Genomic DNA, 19,065 nt, shown 5'->3' with positions numbered 1-19,065 from the left:
TGATGAACGAGCAGTTGGAAGAGGCGGTGGCGCAGAAGGGCCGGGGTGATCTGGGTGAGCTGCTGATGGGCGGCGACACCTGGCGCATCGGCTGACGCCCTACGAAGCCGAACTGAGGCGCCGCCGGTCAGCGAGACCGCACTCGACGTGGGCGGCGCCGGACCATGCCGCGCGGCTTCGCACGCGCACTGGGTGACGAGACGCCGGTCGGGGCGGGCCCGGTCGAACCGGGGCGCGGTCAGCCGGCCGGCCGCTCCACGGCGGAGGGCGGCGCGACGGATTCACGGCTGCGCAGGGGCATCGGCACCCGATGCACCTCGCCCACCCGGTCACGGTCCGAGCGATCGCGGTCGATCTCGGTGAACAACACGTCGACGGCCTTACGGCCCAGCTCGTAGTGGGGCAGCGCCACGGTGGTCAGCTGGGGCCGCACCCACGAGGCGATGGGGTGGTCGTCGAAGGAGACGACGGAGACGTCGGCGGGCACCTTGAGCCCGAAGTCGTCGAGAGCCTGGTAGGCGCCCATGGCGATCCGGTCGTTGAAGCAGATCAGCGCGCGGGGCCGCGCGGTTAGCAGGAGGTCGCGGGTCGCCGCGAGGCCGTACTCGGGCTGCCAGTCGGGGCAGGTGCGGGCGCCCGCCACCTCGACGCCCGCCTCGCCCAGCGCCTCACGGATGCCGACGAGCCGTTCGACGGCGGCGAGGCTTTCGGAGGGCACGTCGCGCAGGCCGGGACCGACGCCGATCAGGTAGATGCCGTCGCGGTGACCGGCCTCCAGCAGGACGCGGGCGGCGCGGCGGCCGGCCTCGACCTCGTCGGGCAGGATAGCGGGCAGGGGCGCGGGCTGCTCGGGCAGCGCGTTGAGCAGCACGGCGGGCGCGGCCGTGAGGGCCTTGGGCAGCTTTATGGTACGGGTGAACATCGAGGCCAGGATGAGCCCGTCGACCTGGCGGTCGTGCATGGCCTGGAGCAGGAGGAGTTCGAGCTTGTCGTCGCCTTCGGTCTCACCGATGAACAGCATGAACCCGCGGTCGCGGGCGGCCTCGAGCGCCCCCTTGATCATGTCTCCGGCGAGCCGTGAGGTGGCGACGGTGTCGGAGACGAAGCCGATCGTCCGGGTGGTGCCCGTGCGCAGGCCCACGGAGACGATGTTGGGCCGGTACTGCAATTCCTCGGCGGCTCGCAGGACGCGCTGCTCGACGTCCTGAGAGATGCGCAGTTCCCGGCCGCGGCCCGACAGCACCAGCGAGGCGGTCGGGCGTGAGACGCCGGCGGCCTTGGCCACGTCGGCCAGCGTGACCCGTCGTGGGCTCACCCAGGATCTCCGATCGTCAAAAGTCGGGGTTGACATCATACGACGCGCATGATGAGACTAGCGGGCGCTAACCCGATTTAGCAACGAAGATCGGGACTCAGGCAGCAGAGGAGATGCACATGGCCCGTCGCGTTCGCCCCGGCACGGCCGGGACCGCGCTAGTGATCGCCATGGCCACGCTGGCGGCCGCCTGCGCGGCTCCCGGCGCCGACAATCCGCAACCCCAGGCGAGCAGCACGGACACGGCTCCGATGTCGGCGCCGCCCACCTGCGGTTCGGACCCGATCACGATGACCGGCTACTTCGAGACCGGCTTCCCGCTGCCCAGGGAGCTGACCGCGGAGTTCACCAAGCAGTACCCGAACGTCACCTGGGACATCCGCGAGGACCAGTTCGCGGTGATCACCCAGAACGCCCCGCGGGTGCTGGCGGACAACCCGCCCGACCTGATGCGGCTGCCGCAGGTCTCGGAACTGGTCAAGGACAACCTGCTGAAGAACCTCGACGGCTACGCGCAGGCTTTCGGCTGGGACAAGTGGCCCGCCTCGCAGCTTGAGCAGCTGCGCCTCGGTCCTGGCGGCCGGCCGCGCGGTGAGGGTTCCCTGTACGCTCTCGGGCTGAACTTCAGCATGACCGGCGTCTTCTACAACAAGAAGCTCGCCGCCCAGGTCGGCATGACCACGCCCCCCGCCACGCTGGCTGAGCTCGACGACGTGCTGGAGAAGGCGAAGAACGCGGGCATCACGCCCATCGTGCAGTTCAACGGCGGCGCCACCGGCGGCCTGGCGTTCCCGCTGCAGAACCTGATGGCCTCCTACGGCCCGCCCGGCCCGATCAACGACTGGATCTTCCAGAAGCCCGGCGCGACCATCGACACCCCGTCGAACCTGAAGGCCGTCCAGCACCTGGAGAAGTGGATCAAGGCGGGATATTTCCAGAAGGACGTCAACGCGGTCGACTACGCCACCATGATGAGCCGCTTCATCGACGGCCAGGGGCTGTTCATGTTCAACGGCGACTGGGAGTCGGGCAACCTCGACAAGCAGATGGCCGGCAACGTGGGCTTCCACCTGATGCCGCCGGCGGAGCCGGGCGGCAAGCTCGCCGCCATGTCCGCGCCCCTGACGTTCGGCATCGCCGCCAACGCGAAGAACGCCGACTGCGCCGCCTTCTTCCTCGACTGGGTGGCCACCGACCAGCGGGCCCGCGAGATCGGCGTCGAGGTCGGCGGATCACGCCCGATGGGACCGGCCGACGCGTACATGCCCGAGGTGGCGTCGGACACGGTCACCGCCGGCACCCTGGCGGCCGGGGCGGACATCGCCGAGGACAACGGCGCGATGGACTTCATCGCCAACGCCACCGGCTCCATCTACGCCAAGAGCTGGACCCCGGGCCTGCAGAAGCTCGTGGCCGGGCAGCAGACGGCGGAAGAGCTGCTGAAGACGGTCCAGGCCGACTACGCCGGTCAGGTCGAAGGGAACTGAGCACGGTGACGACCCGGCCTCTCGCCGCCCGGCCCGCGCACCGGCGGGCCCCGGCCAGGCCGCGCGGCGCGCGCGGCCTGGCCGGCTGGCTGTTCGTCATCCCGGCGCTCGCGTTCTACGCGGTGTTCGTCCTGCGCCCGATCGCCCTGACGTTCCAGTACTCGATGTACGAGTGGAACGGCATCGGGCCGTCCACGTGGGTGGGCATGGCCAACTACGGCCGGGTGTTCACCGACCCCGACCTGTTCGACTCGCTGGTCAACGCTTTCCAGCTGATCGTGTTCTTCAGCGCGATCCCGGTCGTGCTGGGCCTGGCGATCGCCGCGACGATCCGGCGCATCGCCACCAGCCGGCTCGCCTTCGTGGCGCGGACGGTGCTCTTCCTGCCGCAGGTCATCCCCCTGGTGGCCGCGGGCATCGCGTGGAGCTGGCTGCTGGCCTCCACCGGAGTGATCAACCAGCTGCTCTCGCTCATCGGGCTCGGCGGGGTGACCCGGGCGTGGCTGGGCGACTTCGGCACCGCCCTGCCCGCGGTCGGCATGATCGGCGCGTGGGTGCTGCTCGGCCTCTGCACGCTGCTGCTCCTGGCCGGCATGAGCAAGATCGACCCGGCGTTGTACGAGGCGGCACGGCTCGACGGCGCCGGCGCGTGGCGGGAGTTCGTCTCCATCACGGTCCCCAGCCTGCGGCAGGAGATCGCGGTCTGCGTCACCGTGACCGTCATCGCGGCCCTGGCCAGCTTCGACATCATCTACATCGCCACCCAGGGCGGCCCCGGCAACACCACCATGGTGCCCGGCCTGCAGATCTTCTATCTGGCCTTCTCCGAACGCGAGGTGGGCACGGCATCGGCCCTGGCCGTGGTGCTCATGCTCCTCGTGATCGCCTGTGCCCTGCCCATCCAGTGGTTCGCGAAGGACGGCAACCGATGACCATCTCGCGGCGGGAGGCCTGGACCGGCAGGCTGCTGCTCATCGTCCTGATGGCGGTCACGCTCCTGCCGTTCCTCAGCCTGTTCGTCACCGCCCTGCACCCCTCGGGCACCTACCCGGCCGGGCTGGCCTGGCCCGACGACCCGCAGTGGGGCAACTTCCCGAGGGCCTTCGAGGCCGCGAACATGGTCGCGCTGCTGACGTCGAGCACCCTCATCGTGCTGGGCGTGGTCCCGATCTCGATCCTGCTGGGCACGATGGCCGGCTTCGCCATCGGCCACCTGCGCGTGATCGGCGCCCGCGTGGTCTTCCTGCTGTTCGTGCTCGGCCTGACCCTCCCGTTCGAAGGCATCATCACGCCGCTGTACTACCAGATCCGCGACATGGGCCTGCTGAACACCCGCTGGGCCATCATCCTGCCGCTCATCGGCCTGTTCATGCCGTTCAGCGTCTTCTGGATGCGCGCGCACTTCGTCAACATGCCCGGCGAGCTGTCCGAGAGCGCACGGATCGACGGCGCCAACGTGTGGCAGCTGTTCCGGCGCATCCACGTCCCCCTGGCCATGCCGGCGATCTCGTCCCTGGCCATCCTGCTGTTCCTGTGGACCTGGAACCAGTTCCTGCTGGCCATCGTCCTGGTGGACGACCCGGCCAAGCGCACGATGTCCGGCGCGCTGGGCGCGTTCCAGGGCCAGTGGGGAACCGACATCCCGCTGCTGTGCGCCGGATCGCTGCTGATCCTGACCCCCACGCTCGCGATCTTCCTCATCTTCCAGCGGCACTTCGTCAAGGCCCTGCTCCAGGGCTCCCTGAAGGGCTGACGCGATGAGCGCGACGCCCCTCTACGGGGGGATCGAGGCAGGCGGGACGAAATGGGTGTGCGCCGTCGCCGACGCCGGCGGGCGGGTGCTCGAGACCGGCGTCATACCCACGACCACGCCGGGGACGACCATCGCGGGCGCGGTGCGGTTCTTCCGGCGGCACCGGACGCTCCGCGCGGTCGGCGTGGGCAGTTTCGGCCCCGTCGACCTGCGCCCGGACTCGCCGGCCTACGGCCACATCCTGGCCACGCCCAAACCCGGCTGGTCCCATACCGACGTCGTCTCCCCGCTGCGCACGGCGCTGGGCGTCCCCGTCGGTCTGGACACCGACGTGAACGCCGCCGCGCTGGGGGAGTGGCGGCGCGGAGCCGGGCGAGGACGGGAGACGGTCGCCTACCTGACGGTCGGCACCGGCATCGGCCTGGGCGCCGTGGTGAACGGCCGGCTGCTGCGCGGTCTCCTGCATCCCGAGTTCGGGCACATCCGCGTCCCGCGCGACCGCACCCGGGACGCGTTCGCGGGCAGCTGCCCCTTCCACGGTGACTGCCTGGAAGGGCTCGCCTCCGGTGAGGCGATGCGTCAGCGGTGGGGACGGCGGGCCGAGGACCTGGACGACCCGGCGGTGTGGGAGCTCGAGGCCGGATACCTCGCCCACGCCGTCGTGAACCTGACCTACGTGCTGTCGCCCGAGCGGATCGTCATCGGCGGCGGCGTCGCCAAGCGCCCCGGGCTGCTCTCCCGAATCCGGGCGCGCGCCTTCGACCTCGCCGCGGGGTATCCGGCCGCGCCGGCGCTGACCGTCCGGGCCGCGATGGACGAGTACGTGGTCGGCCCGGAACTCGGCGACCACTCCGGCATCACCGGCGCCATCGAACTCGGCATGTGCTCCTGACCGCCGGATCACCCGTACGAATGAAAGCAGGCTCTTCATGGCATCACCAGAACGCTGCCCGGACCCGGCACCCGGGAAGCCGGTCACCCGCGCCGTCGGGGTGCCGCATGGGCGCTGAGCGACCGGCGCGCTGGACCCGCCGTCACCTCGAACTGCTCACCGCGACCGACACCACCACGGCGCCCGTCTGCGACCCCGCGGCTCTGCCGCGGATCCTGCCTGATCACGACCTGTGGGACCTGTGGCCGATCCAGGAGGAGGACGGCGCGCCGAGCGTGATCGACGGCGGCGAGCTGTGGATGGCCCTGTCGGCCCCCGCGCTCGGCCACCCGGAGGAGCGCCACCACCAGGCCCGGATCCGCCTGCTCGGCAGGTACGGCGAGGAGTGGGAGGACCTGGGGAACGCCTTCGCCGACGGAGCCTCGCCAGGCAGCCGCGAATGGTCGGGATCGGCGGTGCGCCGGCCCGACGGCACCGTCTCCGTGTACTACACGGCCGCCGGGCGGCGCGGCGAGGCCCGCCCGACATACCGGCAGAGCGTCGTCGAGACTCGCCCCGTCCTGGTCGCCGAGGGCGGCCGGGTCACGCTGCGGCGAGACGCCGAGCACCGGGAGATCCTGCGCTCCGACGGCCGGATGTACCTGCCGGCCGACGAGACCGACGGCTCCCCCGGGAACATCAGGGCGTTCCGCGATCCGGGCTGGTTCCGCGACCCGGCCGACGGCCGCGACTACCTGCTGGTCGCCGCCTCCACCGCGTGGGACGACCGCTTCACCGGCGCCGTCGCCCTGGCCGAGTCGCGGGCCGGCGCCTGGTCGCTGCGCCCGCCTCTCCTCGTGGCCGAGGGCGTCAACCACGAACTGGAACGGCCGCACCTCGTCGTCCACCGATCGTGGTACTACCTCTTCTTCTGCACCCAGCGGCACACCTTCCACCCCGCCGATCGCGCCCCCACCGGGCTCTACGGCTTCGCCGCCCCCAGCCTGACGGGACCGTACGAGCCGCTCAACGGTTCCGGCCTGGTGATCCGGAACCCCTCCGCCGAGCCTGACCAGGCCTACTCGTGGCTGGTGCTGCCCGACCTCCAGGTGGTCGCCTTCGCCAACTACCGAGCACACCAGGGCCTGGACCTGCGGCAGGCGGAAGCGGCGCGGGCACGGGCGCACTTCGGCGGGACCGTCGCGCCGAGGCTCAGGCTCACCCTCGACGGGCTGGCCACGTCCGTCACGACGTGCGAATAGGACGCGAGAAATCGGGCATGGGTCGCACCATGGCAGATAGGGGATGGCTGGCCCGCTGGCCGGTGATCCGGCAGCTCAAAGGTGAGGACGGCCGGCGCGACGCGGCACGGTCGCGCCGCACCGACGCGCTGCGCCCGCGCACCGAGGAGGCCGCGACCGTGGCCCGCTCCGTCTGCCCCTACTGCGCGGTCGGCTGCGGCCAGCTCGTGTACGTCGAGAACGGCAAGATCACCCAGATCGAGGGCGACCCCGACTCGCCGATCTCCCGGGGGCGGCTCTGCCCCAAGGGGTCGGCCAGCAAGCAGCTCGTCACCCATCCGGGACGCCAGACCAAGGTGCTCCACCGCAGGCCGTACGGCACCGAGTGGGAGCCGCTCGACCTCGACACCGCGATGGAGATGATCGCCGACCGGGTGGTGCGGACCCGGCGGGAGACGTGGGAGGAGACCTGCGACGGCAAGGCCGTGCGCCGCACGATGGGCATCGCCAGTCTGGGCGGGGCGACGCTCGACAACGAAGAGAACTACCTGATGAAGAAGCTGTACACCGCCCTCGGCGCCATCCAGGTGGAGAACCAGGCGCGTATTTGACACTCCTCCACCGTCCCCGGTCTGGGGACCAGCTTCGGACGCGGCGGCGCGACCACCTTCCAGCAGGACCTGGCTGAGGCGGACTGCATCGTCATCCAGGGCTCCAACATGGCCGAATGCCATCCGGTGGGGTTCCAGTGGGTGATGGAGGCCAAGGAGCGCGGCGCCCGGGTCTTCCACGTCGACCCGCGTTTCACCCGCACCAGCGCGGTGGCCGACCGGCACCTGCCGATCCGCGCGGGCAGCGACATCGTGCTGCTCGGCGCGCTGATCAGCTACGTGCTGGAGAACGAGCTGGACTTCCGGGAGTACGTGCTCGCGTACACCAACGCCGCCTCGATCGTGTCCGAGGACTTCCGCGACACCGAGGACCTCGACGGCCTGTTCTCCGGCTGGGACCCGGAGACGGCCAAGTACGACCCGAGCAGCTGGGCGTACGAGTCGACGGGCGAGCAGGGCCCGGCCAAGCAGGAGGAGGGCGGCGCCCGGCACGCCGAGGCGGCTGGCCCGTACAGCTACGGGGCGGGCGGCCCCGCGGCCCACCCCAGCCCGCCGACCGACCCGACGCTGTCGCACCCGCGCTGCGTCTACCAGATCCTCAAGCGGCACTTCGCCCGCTACACCCCGGAGATGGTGGAGCGGCTCTGCGGGATCCCGCGCGACGGCTTCGCCGAGCTGGCCGAGGCCGTCACCGCGAACTCCGGCCGCGAGCGCACCACCGCCTGGGTCTACTCCGTCGGCTGGACCCAGCACAGCGTCGGCGCCCAGTACATCCGCTGCGCCGCGATCCTGCAGCTGCTGCTCGGCAACATCGGGCGGCCCGGCGGCGGCATCCTGGCGCTGCGCGGCCACGCCAGCATTCAGGGCTCGACCGACATCCCGACGCTGTTCAACCTCCTGCCGGGCTACCTGGACATGCCGGACGCCACCCGGCACGGCGGCCTGGACCACTACCTGGAGCTGGAGGGCGGCGGCACCGGCTTCTGGGGCAACCGGCGCGCCTACCTGGTGAGCCTGCTCAAGGCCTGGTGGGGCGAGGCCGCCACCGAGGAGAACGACTACTGCTTCGGCTATCTGCCGCGCCTGACCGGCGACCACGGCCACTACACCACGGTGATGAACCAGATCGACGGCATCGTCAAGGGCTTCTTCGTGGTGGGGGAGAACCCCGCGGTCGGCTCGTCCGGCGGGCGGGCGCAGCGCCTCGGGCTGGCCAACCTCGACTGGCTCGTCGTACGGGACCTCACCCTGGTGGAGACCGCCACCTTCTGGCTGGACGGCCCGGAGCTGGAGACCGGCGAGCTGCGCACCGAGGAGATCGGCACCGAGGTGTTCTTCATGCCGGCCGCGAGCCACGTGGAGAAGGAGGGCACGTTCACCAACACCCAGCGGCTCCTCCAGTGGCGTGAGCAGGCGCTTCCGCCGTCCGGCGACTGCCGCAGCGAGCTCTGGTTCTACTACCACCTCGGCAAGCTCATCAGGCGGCGGCTGACCGACGACGAGATCGACCGCCCGGTGCGCGAGCTGACCTGGGAGTACCCGGAGCACGGCGAGCACCGGGAGCCGTCGGCCGCGGCCGTGCTCCGCGAGATCAACGGGGTCGGCCCCGACGGCCGCGCCCTGTCGTCCGCGCAGCAGCTCCGGCCCGACGGCTCCACTTCGTGCGGCTGCTGGATCTACTGCGGGGTGTACGCGGACGAGGTCAACCAGGCGGCCCGCCGCCGCCCCGGCCGCGAGCAGAGCTCCGTCGCCCCCGAGTGGGGCTGGGCCTGGCCGGCCAACCGGCGCATCCTGTACAACCGGGCCTCCGCCGACCCTGAGGGCCGGCCGTGGAGCGAGCGCAAGGCGTACGTGTGGTGGGACGCCGAGCGCGGCGAGTGGACCGGGCTCGACGTGCCCGACTGCGAGGTCGGCAAGCCGCCCGACTACGTGCCGCCGGAGGGGGCCTTCGCGCAGGACGCGCTCTCCGGCACCGACCCGTTCATCCTCCAGTCCGACGGCAAGGGCTGGCTGTACGTGCCGGTGGGGCTCGTCGACGGCCCGCTGCCCGCCCACTACGAGCCGCACGAGTCACCGGTCGCCAACCCGCTCTACACCCAGCAGGCCAACCCGGCGCGGCGCACCTACCACCGGCCGGAGAGCCCGTACAACGCGCCGGGAGGACGCTTCCCGTACGTGCTGACCACCTACCGGCTGACCGAGCACCACACCGCGGGTTCGATGAGCCGGCCCCTGGCCTACCTCGCCGAGTTGCAGCCGGAGCTGTTCTGCGAGGTGTCGCCGGAGCTCGCCGCCGAGGTGGGGCTGACCAACGGCGGCTGGGCCACGATCGTCACCAGCCGCGCCGTCGTCGAGGCCAGGGTGCTGGTCACCGGGCGGATGCGGCCGCTGCGCGTCGGGGACGGCGTCGTCCACCAGGTCGGCCTGCCGTACCACTGGGGCTGGGGCAGCGGCGGCCTCGTCACCGGCGACGTCGCCAACGACCTGATGCCGCTGGTGCTCGACCCCAACGTCTACATCCAGGAAAGCAAGGCGATGACCTGCGACGTGCGGCCGGGCCGCAGGCCGAGGGGCCCGGCGGCGCTCGACCTGCTGGAGAGGTACCGGCATGGCTGAACGGATGGGGTTCTTCACCGACACCAGCGTCTGCATCGGGTGCAAGGCGTGCGAGGTGGCCTGCAAGGAGTGGAACCAGATCCCCGACGACGGCTTCGTCTTCGAGGCGACCTCGTACGACAACACCGGCATGCTGGGGGCGAGCACCTGGCGGCACGTCGCGTTCATCGAGCAGTCGCGGCCGGTGGCGGCGGGCGGCGACGACGGCGTGGACCGGTGGCTGATGTCCTCCGACGTGTGCAAGCACTGCACGCACGCCGCCTGCCTGGACGTCTGCCCGACCGGGGCGCTGTTCCGGACCGAGTTCGACACCGTGGTGGTGCAGTCCGACATCTGCAACGGGTGCGGCTACTGCGTGCCCGCCTGCCCATACGGGGTGATCGACCGGCGGGAGGGCGACGGGCGGGCGTGGAAGTGCACGATGTGCTACGACCGGCTGCGCGGCGGTCTCGAACCGGCCTGCGCCAAGGCGTGCCCCACCGACTCGATCCAGTTCGGGCCGCTGGACGAGCTGCGGGCGCGCGCGGAGGAGCGGGTGACGCGCCTGCGTGACGGCGGGGTCCCGGAGGCCCGTCTGTACGGTGAGAACCCCGATGACGGGGTGGGCGGGGCGGGGGCGTTCTTCCTGCTCCTGGACGAGCCCGAGGTGTACGGTCTGCCGCCGGATCCGGTGGTGACCACACGAGACCTGCCCGCCATGTGGCGCTGGGCGGGGATGGCGGCGTTGTCGGCGGCGGGCGCGGTGGCGCTCGCCTTCCTGGGGGCGGGGAAGCGGTGAAGCGGGAACGGGCGATGGTGCCGCAGGCGGAGTTCCGGTCGTACTACGGCCGGCCGGTGCTCAAGCCGCCGCTCTGGCACGAACCCCACATGCCGACATATCTCTATCTGGGTGGCCTGTCCGGGGTGTCGTCCTCGATGGCGGTGATGGCCCGGCTGACCGGCCGTCCCCGCCTGGACCGCACCGCCCGGGTCGCCGCGGCGGCCGGGGCCGCGCTGGGCGCCGGGCTGCTCACCGCCGAACTCGGCAGGCCCGAACGGTTCCTCAACATGTTCCGGCTCTTCAAGCCCTCCTCGCCGATGAGCGTCGGCTCGTGGATCCTCGCCGCGCAGGGCGGGCTGTCGGCCGCCGCCCTGGCCAGCGACATGACCGGGATCCTGCCGCTCGCCGGCGACGGGGCGCTGCTGGCCGGCGCGGTGATCGGGCCGCTGACCGCCACCTACACCGCCGTCCTGGTCGCCGACACCGCCGTGCCCGTCTGGCACGAGGCCTACCGGGAGCTGCCGTTCCTCTTCGCGGGCAGCGCGATGGCCGCCGCCGGGGCGGCCGGCATGCTCGGCACCCCACGTGCCCAGGCCGGTCCTGCCCGTGCCGTGGCCGTGCTCGGCGCCGCCGTGGAGACGGTCGCGGGAGGGGTGATGGAGCGCCGGCTCGGCCTCGTCGGCGAGCCGTACACGACGGGACGGGCGGGCAGGCTCATGCGCGCCGCGCGGGCCCTGACGATCGGCGGCGGCCTGCTCGCAGCCGTCGCCGGTCGCGGCCGTGCGCTCACCGCTCTGTCCGGTATCGCGCTCACGGCCGGCTCTCTCTGCACGCGCTTCGCCATCCTCGCCGCGGGCCGCGCCTCCGCCGCCGACCCCAAGTACACCGTCGTCCCTCAGCGCGAACGCCTCGACGCCGCCTCCTGACGCCTCGTGTACGGGTCCCAAAGGGGTGAGTGACGCCTCGTCGCTTTCTCGGGGGTACGGGGTCGGGCGGGCGGTTGGCAGGGTAGGTGACGGTGTGGAGGCGTCTGGGTGCCTGGTGGTCCCCGCGGTCTTCAAAACCGACGAGGCCGAGTCCCTCGGCCTGGCGGGTTCGATTCCCGTCCGCCTCCGCTCATGCCACCCCGGACCCCCTGCATAGCGCCCTCCCCCTGGGTAGGGGCTGTATGGCGCAGAGAACCATCGTCGTCAGGGGGAAGCGATGGTCGGAGATTTGCCGCGGCGGCTCGTCGCGGAAGCCATCGGAACGATGCTGCTGGTGATCTTCGGTGCCGGGGCGGTGGTGGCGGCGCTGCTCATGGGCGGCGGTGAGATCAGCTACGCGGCGCTCGGCTTCATCTCGCTGTCGTTCGCCGTGGTCGTCGCGCTCGTCATCTACGCCTTCGGCACCACCTCGGGCGCGCACATCAACCCCGCCGTCACCCTCGCGCTGGCGGCGGGCCGCAGGTTCCCGTGGGCGGAGGTGGCGCCGTACATCGCGGCGCAGCTCATCGGCGCGTTCGCGGGCGGCCTGCTCATCGTGGGCGGTTTCGGCCGCCGGGCCGCGGAGCTCGGCACCGGGCTGACCGCGCTGGGGGAGGGCGTGAGCTACGGGCAGGGCATCCTGCTGGAGGTCATGGGGACGTTCCTGCTGATGCTCACCATCATGGCGATGGCCGTGGACCGCCGCGCGCCGTCCGGCTGGGCGGGGTGGATCATCGGCATGGCCGTCGCCTGCGAGATCTTCGTGATCGGCCCGATGACGGGCGGCGCGGTCAACCCCGCCCGCACGTTCGGCCCGTACCTGACGACGACCGTGTTCGGCGGCGACACGCCGTGGGCGCAGTTCGGCGTCTACATCATCGGCCCGGTCGTCGGCGCCCTGCTCGCCGTGCTCGTCTACGACCAGGTGGCGCGCCCGGTGCGCGAGCTGCCGGAGGAGGCCGAGCAGGGGACGGCCGGGGAGATCTCCGGCTCACGGGAGCCCGCCGGGGAGGTTCCGCTCGCCCGTCACCCGGGCCACGACCAGCTCCGCGAGCGGCTGGGACGCGGCAGCCGATGGTGGCGCCCCCGCCAGAGGAGGTGATCGACGCACCGCCTGACGATCCGCCATTCGCACCCCGTACCAACGGAGAGACAAGCCATGTCCGGTAACAGAGGAGTCTCCTACGAGGGTCCCGGCAAGGTCGAGGTACGCGAGACCGCCTACCCCGACTACGAGCTGAAGGACGGTCCGGGTGTGAACCCGGCCAACGTGGGCCGCAAACTGCCCCACGCGGCGATCCTCAAGTCGGTCGCGACGAACATCTGCGGCAGCGACCAGCACATGGTGCGCGGCCGTACCACGGCCCCGACGGGCCTCATCCTCGGTCACGAGATCACCGGCGAGGTGGTCGACACCGGTCCCGGCGTCGAGTTCATCAAGACCGGCGACCTGGTGTCCGTGCCGTTCAACATCTCCTGCGGCCGCTGCCGCAACTGCAAGGAAGGCAAGACGGGCGTCTGCGAGAACGTCAACCCGGACCGCCCCGGCTCGGCCTACGGCTACGTCGACATGGGCGGCTGGGTAGGCGGCCAGGCCGAGTACGTCCTGGTGCCGTACGCCGACTGGAACCTGCTGAAGTTCCCCGACAAGGACCAGGCGATGGAGAAAATTCTCGACCTGGCCATGCTCTCGGACATCTTCCCGACGGGGTACCACGGCTGTGTGAGCGCCGGGGTGGGGCCGGGCTCGACCGTCTACATCGCCGGCGCGGGCCCGGTCGGGCTGGCCGCGGCGTGCTCGGCCTTCCTGCTCGGCGCCGCCGTCGTCATCGTCGGCGACCTGAACAAGGAACGGCTGGAGCAGGCCCGCAGCTTCGGCTGCGAGACCGTCAACGTGGCCGAGGGGGACCCGAAGGACCAGATCGAGCAGATCCTCGGCGTGCCCGAGGTGGACTGCGCCGTGGACGCCGTCGGCTTCGAGGCCCGCGGTCACGGAGAGGACGCGCAGCGGGAGCAGCCCGCGTCCGTGCTCAACACGGTCATGGACGTCACCCGGGCGGGCGGCGCGCTCGGCATCCCGGGCCTGTACGTGACCGGCGACCCCGGCGCGGCGGACGAGGCGGCCAAGCGGGGCTCGCTGTCGATCCAGATCGGTCTCGGCTGGGCCAAGTCGCTCAGCTTCGTCACCGGCCAGTGCCCCGTCATGCGGTACCACCGCCAGCTCATGCAGGCGATCCTGCATGACCGGGTGCAGATCGCCAAGGCGGTCAACGCCACGCCGATCTCGCTGGACGAGGCCCCGCGCGGCTACCAGGAGTTCGACAAGGGCGCGGCGCGCAAGTACGTGATCGACCCGCACGGCATGCTCGCCGCCGCGTGAGCGACGGACCGGGAGCGGTGCGAGCTCGCCGTCGGCGGATTCGACCTGCGCCTCATCAGCTACGGCTATCGCCGTAGCTGATGAGGCCTGCTCGGATCGGGTGTTTCCGCCGGCTCGCCGATCGCCTTGACTGGTGAGTGACCACAGGGCACGGCTCGCGTCGCTGTCACCATCAGGATCGGCCTGGCGTGGGGCTATGCCGCCGGACCGGATGAATCGGAAAGACATTTCATGACTATGTCCGAGCAGGCGGCGGGACGCCGTCAGGACTACGACGGCACCTCGCCCTTCCCCGAGGCAGGCGAGCACGCGGCCGGGCCGGCACAGGTAGGGCTGACGGCCGCGATCGTGGTGCTGCCGTTCATAGCGCTGGGCGTCGCGATCTTCCTGGCGTGGGGGCGGGGAGTCACGCCCACCGATCTGCTGCTGGCAGCGATCATGTACGTGGTGACCGGGCTGGGAGTGACGGTCGGCTTCCATCGGTTGCTCACCCACTCCTCCTTCATCGCCTCACCACGGCTGCGTGTGGCGCTGGCGGTCACCGGATCCATGGGCTTCCAGGGGAACGTGATCGACTGGGTGGCGGTGCACCGCCGCCATCACGCCTTCACCGACCGGCCGGGAGACCCACACTCCCCTTACCGGTACGGCACCGGCCTGCGTGGGCAGCTTCGGGGGCTTGCCCACGCTCACCTGGGCTGGCTGTTCTCCGAGGACCGCACCCCGCCCGAGCGGTACGCCCCGGACCTGCTGAGCGATCCGGCCATGAGGCGGGTGGCCCGCGCCTTCCCCGCGCTGTGCGCGCTGTCGCTGGCGCTGCCGTTCCTGGCCGGCTGGGCGATCACCGGCACCCTGTACGGCGCCTTGACCGCTTTCCTGTGGGCCGGGCTCATCCGCGTCGCGCTGCTGCAGCACGTCACCTGGAGCGTCAACTCCCTGTGCCACGTCATCGGCAGCAGGCCGTTCAAGACCCGCCGCCACGACCGCTCCACCAACCTGTGGCCACTGGCCCTGCTGTCGTTCGGGGAGAGCTGGCACAACGGCCATCACAGCGAGCCCAGTTGCGCCCGTCACGGCCTCGATCGCGGTCAGGTCGACCCGTCCGCGGCCGTGATCCGCCTGTTCGAGCGGGCGGGCTGGGCGAGCAATGTGCACTGGCCTGATCACGTGCGCACTCAGCGCCGTCGCGCCGGCCCGGCTGCCGCCCGGATCGCGTCTCCGGACGGAGCTGGTCCAGGCCGGCAAGAGCCGGGCCGGGCGGCGCTTCCGCTTCGCCACCGGTAGCCGGCGCAGCCGGTCGCAGACCGGGGAGAGCCGCGGACGGCCCCGGCACCGGCCACGCATCTCCTCTGCCCGGCCCTCCTCCACTCTGGGCACCCCCGGTGGCGCCTAGAGTGGAGGAGACGGCCCGGATGGGCGCCGCCCGGGCGGAAGGGGTGGCGGGCGTGGAGATGCGTCAGTTGCGCTACTTCGTGACGCTGGCGGAAGAGCTGCATTTCGGCCGGGCCGCCGCGCGCGAGCACATCGTGCAGTCCGCGCTGAGCCAGCAGATCCAGCGACTGGAACGCGAGCTGGGCGTGCGCCTGCTGGACCGCAGCACCCACCATGTCGATCTCACCCCGGCGGGCACGGCCTTCCTCATGGAGGCGCGCCAGATCCTCGATCACGTGGGCCGGGCCAGGCAGGCTGCGCGCAACGCCGTCATGCCGGCGCCCACGCTGCGCGCCGGCATCATCGACGCGGGCTACGACACCATGCCGCAGATCCTGCGAGAGCTCCAGCGCACCCATCCCGGCATCACCATCCACCAGGTCGAAGCCGGCACTCCCGAGCAGTACCGCCAACTGGCCGACGGCCGCCTGGACATCGCCATCGGGCACGCCTCCCAGGTCCCGGCCGCGGTGACTTCCAGACTGATCAGGCTCGATCCGCTCGGCGTGCTGCTGCCCGACGACCACCGCTTCGCCGGACTCGACGGCGTCCCCGTCGCCGTCCTCGCGGACGAACCCCTGCTCCTCGGCGAGGAGTCGCAGACCCCCGAGCTCAACCGGTTCGTCATCACGCTGTGCCGCTCGGCGGGGTTCGCGCCCAGCATCTACGAGGGCACCGTGCAGAGCAGCCGTGCCGCCGCCGACCTGGTGCTCCGGCACCGGTGCCTGCACTGCGTCCCCTCCTCGTTCCGCACCTCCAACCGGCCGGGCACCGCCTGGCGTCCCCTGATCGAACCCGCCGCTCACTACCCCTGGTCACTGTTGTGGCATCAGGACAACCCGTCTCCGCACATCGCCACGGTCATCGACAGCGCCCGGCAACTGGCCGAGCGGCTCGGCTGGCTGCGACCGGTCAGTCCCGCCACCCGTTCCGGTGATGAGCCCGTCTGATTTCTCCTGGCCGCACTTGATGCCTCTTGATATCTGATCTCGCGGACGAGGTAATAGAGAAACACCGCGGATATTTCGTACGTTGGCATTCAGGCCGGCGTCGCCCGCGGCGATAAACCTTTTTCGGCCCATGGGCCTGACAGGCCAGGCGACGATGACAGCCAGTCTTTCTCCATCCACTCCGTCGGACGCGGCTACCGCCACCGTCTCGGACAGGCTCCGCCTGAATCGCGTCTCCACCGGGAGGCGCCGTCGACGGGGCGTCGGCGTCCGTCCCGCTGACATCCTCGACCCCGCCGGCCCGTACAGCGGGACGGCCGGCGGCGACTGCCTGAACGCCTGGGAGAACGAGGGCGGCAGCGTCGGCGAGCCCTCGCGGCCCGCCACGGCCTGATCTCCGCTGCGGGGCTCAGGCCGTGATCGGGAAGCGGTGGTCGAGGCCGGTGATGCGCAGCAGCCTGGCGATGCGCGGCGGAACGCCGGTCAGGGTGAGTGTGATGCCTCGGGCCCGGGCACGGTTCTGCACGCCGATCAGCATACCCAGCCCGTCGGCGCCGCAGAAGGTGACCTGGGACAGGTCCAGGACGAGCACGCCGGTGCTGTAGTCCAGGGCGTTGATCAGCTGCCGGGACAGCCGGGCCGTGGTCAGGACGTCGATGTCCCCCCACAGGTGTATGAGGGTCGGCGTCGAGGCGCTCGCTCGACCTAGCGGTGCGGAGTCGTGGACGGTCATGGAAGTCTCCCTGGAAATCCTGGAAACGGTTGGGATGCCTGCCGGTCGGAGAGCGGTCGGCCGCCAGTGAGGGCGGTACCTGGACTGCTCGATCCGGCCGGCAGGCGGCAGGTGGGTCACACCGGTCCGATGACCGGTCCGTCTGCCCGGCGAGGTCGCAAACCGGACGGCGTCGTCGGCAGGGTGTCGTCGGACCTCGGGCCGGCGGTTCCGGGAGGCATCATCAGCAAGACGACCGGCTCGCCCGCCGCGAAGGCGAGAGTGATCACTCTCGGGTCGGTGTGGCGGGACCATTCGACGCGGACCTGCCGTCCGCGGGCCGGGATGCTGTGCGGGACGCGTTGCAACGCGTCGCGATGCACGCCGATGCGGAGCGTTACCCGGTCGAGGAACCGGTCGACGGCGGCGATGAGTCCGGGCAGCTCGGCGGCTGCGTCGCGGGAGTAAGGCCACCACGCCCCGTCCACCATGGCCCGCCGGTTCGGCACCGGACGGAGTACGAGCCGTAGCCCGGAATCGACCGGCGGCATCGCCGATGAGGCGCAGCTGAGCGGTGCGGGTGGAGAAAGAAGTGTCGACATGGTCGCCTAGCCTGTCCGGGCCTCTTCCGAGGGTGCCGGTGATGGATCGCCGCGGGCGACGCCGACCTGAATGTCAACGTACGAAATGTCCTCGGTAACGTCATGGTACCTCATCACTGGTAAGGAGCATTTTTGCCAGAATTGAGGTGGATCGGGTTTACGACAAATGGCCTCTGTGCGCGATCGAGTTCGCTCCGATATTCCGACAGGCTCGATCAGAGGAAAGCAGCAATGCGCGCCCTGCTTATCGCCAGGTGAGAAGACCGGCAGCCCCTCCAGGGCGATCATCGCCACCGGTGCTCACTGCGGCTACCGTCGCTGCCAGAGCATCTCCAGCCCGAGCGCGATCGCGCACAGCACCGCGACAGATCCCGGTACGGCCACGAACGCCACATGGATCGGGCTCTTCTCGTCCGGCAGGAAGAGGTCCACCCACCCGAGGGTCAGGGCCAGGGCGGTGCAGAGCCCGCCGGACCGGGAGGTCCAGCCGAACAGGCGCGCGTGCCACGGGTCCGAGGGCTGCGCCTCCTCTCTCGCCCGTACGTCGATGCTGAAGAAGATCAGCAGTACGGCGAGAAACGAGATCAGGCTGACCATGTCTGCCGACGGCATCGGACGCATACCGCGGACGATAACCCACTCTGGCCTGCGGCTTCCGGGTCTGCGGGGGCGTGTCCGGGGCTGACGTCAAGTCTCTGCCACGTTCGGCGGAATGTGGTCCTTTGCCCGATTCTCGGGTAGTCGGCGAGTGACGCCGGCCACGCCCCCGCGCTGGACCAGTGCGGCCGGGACAACCGGCGAAAGGAGGGCTCATCATGTCCGACAGATTGCGGGTGGCCTTCGCCGTACTCGCCGGGTACTACCTCGGCAGGCGCCGCAAGGTGCGCATGGCGGCGGCACTGGCGGCGGCGGGGCTGGCAGGAAAGGCGAGCAACGGGGGACCCCTCGCGCAGGGCGTCAAAGCCCTCGGCTCCGCGGTGGAGCTTCAGCAGCTCACCGACCGCCTCCGCGGCGAGCTGATCGAGGTGGCGAAGACGGCGGCTCTCACCGCGGCGAGCAGGCAGATCGACTCCATGAGTCAGCGGCTGCAGGACCGCGCGACGTCGCTGGGCGACATGGCCGATCAGCAAGAAGCCTCCGGTGAAGAAGAGGAGCACGACGAGGAACCGCGTGCGGAAGAGGGGCGCGACGAGGAAGCACGTGAGGAAGAGGGGCGCGACGAGGAAGCACGTGAGGAAGAGGGGCGCGACGAGGAAGCACGTGAGGAACCGCGTGCGGAAGAGGCCCCCGAGGTACCGGCCCAGAGGAAGGCCAAGCACGAGAGGACGCGAGGGCGTCCCTTCCGGCGGGTCAGTCAGGCACGGAGGTGAG

At 71.0% G+C, this 19,065-nt stretch carries 17 protein-coding genes and 1 tRNA gene; 14 read left to right on the top strand and 4 right to left on the bottom strand.

Features of this window, described 5'->3' with window-relative positions; translation table 11 throughout:
- Positions 1 to 238 precede the first annotated feature (238 nt).
- Positions 239 to 1,315, bottom strand: a complete 1,077-nt coding sequence (locus AB0J42_RS31510) for a LacI family DNA-binding transcriptional regulator (protein WP_364300876.1) — start codon at positions 1,313 to 1,315, stop codon at positions 239 to 241.
- A gap of 119 nt (positions 1,316 to 1,434) precedes the next feature.
- On the opposite strand from AB0J42_RS31510, the gene AB0J42_RS31505 reads away from it, so the two are divergent.
- The 13 genes from AB0J42_RS31505 to AB0J42_RS31445 all read left to right on the top strand — a co-directional run bounded on the left by AB0J42_RS31505 (position 1,435) and on the right by AB0J42_RS31445 (position 16,380).
- Positions 1,435 to 2,802: a hypothetical protein gene (locus AB0J42_RS31505; RefSeq protein ID WP_364300874.1), complete on the top strand. Its 1,368-nt coding sequence runs from the start codon at positions 1,435 to 1,437 to the stop codon at positions 2,800 to 2,802.
- 5 nt (positions 2,803 to 2,807) lie between these two features.
- Positions 2,808 to 3,734 carry a sugar ABC transporter permease gene (locus AB0J42_RS31500; RefSeq protein WP_364300872.1) on the top strand — a complete coding sequence of 309 codons (927 nt, stop codon included), beginning with the start codon at positions 2,808 to 2,810 and terminating at the stop codon, positions 3,732 to 3,734.
- Complete coding sequence (locus tag AB0J42_RS31495; RefSeq protein ID WP_364300870.1) at positions 3,731 to 4,555, top strand: carbohydrate ABC transporter permease; 825 nt, start codon at positions 3,731 to 3,733, stop codon at positions 4,553 to 4,555. Before AB0J42_RS31500 ends, AB0J42_RS31495 begins: the two co-directional genes overlap by 4 nt.
- A 4-nt stretch (positions 4,556 to 4,559) precedes the next feature.
- The gene (locus tag AB0J42_RS31490) at positions 4,560 to 5,447 is read left to right on the top strand and encodes an ROK family protein (RefSeq protein ID WP_364300868.1); all 888 of its coding nucleotides are present in this window, start codon (positions 4,560 to 4,562) and stop codon (positions 5,445 to 5,447) included.
- A gap of 107 nt (positions 5,448 to 5,554) precedes the next feature.
- The gene (locus AB0J42_RS31485) at positions 5,555 to 6,688 is read left to right on the top strand and encodes a glycoside hydrolase family 68 protein (protein ID WP_364300866.1); all 1,134 of its coding nucleotides are present in this window, start codon (positions 5,555 to 5,557) and stop codon (positions 6,686 to 6,688) included.
- A gap of 29 nt (positions 6,689 to 6,717) precedes the next feature.
- Positions 6,718 to 9,894 carry a formate dehydrogenase gene (gene fdh / locus AB0J42_RS31480; protein WP_364300880.1) on the top strand — a complete coding sequence of 1,059 codons (3,177 nt, stop codon included), beginning with the start codon at positions 6,718 to 6,720 and terminating at the stop codon, positions 9,892 to 9,894.
- Positions 9,887 to 10,672, top strand: coding sequence for a 4Fe-4S dicluster domain-containing protein (locus tag AB0J42_RS31475; protein ID WP_364300864.1), 786 nt, complete (start codon positions 9,887 to 9,889; stop codon positions 10,670 to 10,672). The genes fdh and AB0J42_RS31475 overlap by 8 nt, the downstream gene beginning before the upstream one ends.
- On the top strand, positions 10,669 to 11,580 hold the full coding sequence (nrfD, locus tag AB0J42_RS31470) for an NrfD/PsrC family molybdoenzyme membrane anchor subunit (protein WP_364300862.1): 912 nt from the start codon (positions 10,669 to 10,671) through the stop codon (positions 11,578 to 11,580). Before AB0J42_RS31475 ends, nrfD begins: the two co-directional genes overlap by 4 nt.
- A gap of 96 nt (positions 11,581 to 11,676) precedes the next feature.
- Positions 11,677 to 11,770: transfer RNA gene (locus AB0J42_RS31465), tRNA-Sec, on the top strand.
- A gap of 87 nt (positions 11,771 to 11,857) precedes the next feature.
- Positions 11,858 to 12,721, top strand: a complete 864-nt coding sequence (locus tag AB0J42_RS31460) for an MIP/aquaporin family protein (protein WP_364300860.1) — start codon at positions 11,858 to 11,860, stop codon at positions 12,719 to 12,721.
- 57 nt (positions 12,722 to 12,778) lie between these two features.
- On the top strand, positions 12,779 to 13,999 hold the full coding sequence (gene fdhA, locus AB0J42_RS31455) for a formaldehyde dehydrogenase, glutathione-independent (protein ID WP_364300858.1): 1,221 nt from the start codon (positions 12,779 to 12,781) through the stop codon (positions 13,997 to 13,999).
- A 231-nt stretch (positions 14,000 to 14,230) separates the two neighbouring features.
- The gene (locus tag AB0J42_RS31450; protein WP_364300856.1) at positions 14,231 to 15,283 is read left to right on the top strand and encodes a fatty acid desaturase; all 1,053 of its coding nucleotides are present in this window, start codon (positions 14,231 to 14,233) and stop codon (positions 15,281 to 15,283) included.
- 110 nt (positions 15,284 to 15,393) lie between these two features.
- Positions 15,394 to 16,380 (top strand): LysR substrate-binding domain-containing protein, encoded by a 987-nt coding sequence (locus tag AB0J42_RS31445; RefSeq protein ID WP_364300853.1) that lies wholly within the window; start codon positions 15,394 to 15,396, stop codon positions 16,378 to 16,380.
- A 409-nt stretch (positions 16,381 to 16,789) separates the two neighbouring features.
- On the opposite strand, the gene AB0J42_RS31440 is transcribed toward AB0J42_RS31445, so the two are convergent.
- The 3 genes from AB0J42_RS31440 to AB0J42_RS31430 all read right to left on the bottom strand — a co-directional run bounded on the left by AB0J42_RS31440 (position 16,790) and on the right by AB0J42_RS31430 (position 18,315).
- A complete protein-coding gene (locus AB0J42_RS31440) occupies positions 16,790 to 17,113 on the bottom strand; it encodes an STAS domain-containing protein (RefSeq protein ID WP_364300851.1) in 324 nt (107 codons plus the stop codon).
- A 116-nt stretch (positions 17,114 to 17,229) separates the two neighbouring features.
- On the bottom strand, positions 17,230 to 17,643 hold the full coding sequence (locus tag AB0J42_RS31435; RefSeq protein ID WP_364300849.1) for a DUF5994 family protein: 414 nt from the start codon (positions 17,641 to 17,643) through the stop codon (positions 17,230 to 17,232).
- A gap of 360 nt (positions 17,644 to 18,003) precedes the next feature.
- A complete protein-coding gene (locus tag AB0J42_RS31430) occupies positions 18,004 to 18,315 on the bottom strand; it encodes a hypothetical protein (protein WP_364300847.1) in 312 nt (103 codons plus the stop codon).
- Positions 18,316 to 18,509: 194 nt separating this feature from the next.
- Here AB0J42_RS31430 and AB0J42_RS31425 point away from each other — a divergent pair, with 194 nt between their 5' ends.
- A complete protein-coding gene (locus AB0J42_RS31425) occupies positions 18,510 to 19,064 on the top strand; it encodes a hypothetical protein (protein ID WP_364300845.1) in 555 nt (184 codons plus the stop codon).
- Position 19,065 lies beyond the last annotated feature (1 nt).

It is taken from the genome of Nonomuraea sp. NPDC049649 (assembly GCF_040675175.1).
Lineage (GTDB): Bacteria > Actinomycetota > Actinomycetes > Streptosporangiales > Streptosporangiaceae > Nonomuraea.
This window is presented reverse-complemented; position numbering and strand designations above follow the sequence as displayed.

Coding starts and splice junctions, on each gene's coding strand:
- AB0J42_RS31440 (WP_364300851.1), bottom strand. CDS start 17,113: ATGACCGTCCACGACTCCGCACCGCTAGGTCGAGCGAGCGCCTCGACG.
- AB0J42_RS31505 (WP_364300874.1), top strand. CDS start 1,435: ATGGCCCGTCGCGTTCGCCCCGGCACGGCCGGGACCGCGCTAGTGATC.
- AB0J42_RS31450 (WP_364300856.1), top strand. CDS start 14,231: ATGACTATGTCCGAGCAGGCGGCGGGACGCCGTCAGGACTACGACGGC.
- fdhA (WP_364300858.1), top strand. CDS start 12,779: ATGTCCGGTAACAGAGGAGTCTCCTACGAGGGTCCCGGCAAGGTCGAG.
- AB0J42_RS31490 (WP_364300868.1), top strand. CDS start 4,560: ATGAGCGCGACGCCCCTCTACGGGGGGATCGAGGCAGGCGGGACGAAA.
- AB0J42_RS31495 (WP_364300870.1), top strand. CDS start 3,731: ATGACCATCTCGCGGCGGGAGGCCTGGACCGGCAGGCTGCTGCTCATC.
- AB0J42_RS31475 (WP_364300864.1), top strand. CDS start 9,887: ATGGCTGAACGGATGGGGTTCTTCACCGACACCAGCGTCTGCATCGGG.
- AB0J42_RS31485 (WP_364300866.1), top strand. CDS start 5,555: ATGGGCGCTGAGCGACCGGCGCGCTGGACCCGCCGTCACCTCGAACTG.
- AB0J42_RS31430 (WP_364300847.1), bottom strand. CDS start 18,315: ATGCGTCCGATGCCGTCGGCAGACATGGTCAGCCTGATCTCGTTTCTC.
- AB0J42_RS31425 (WP_364300845.1), top strand. CDS start 18,510: ATGTCCGACAGATTGCGGGTGGCCTTCGCCGTACTCGCCGGGTACTAC.
- AB0J42_RS31435 (WP_364300849.1), bottom strand. CDS start 17,643: ATGCCGCCGGTCGATTCCGGGCTACGGCTCGTACTCCGTCCGGTGCCG.
- AB0J42_RS31460 (WP_364300860.1), top strand. CDS start 11,858: ATGGTCGGAGATTTGCCGCGGCGGCTCGTCGCGGAAGCCATCGGAACG.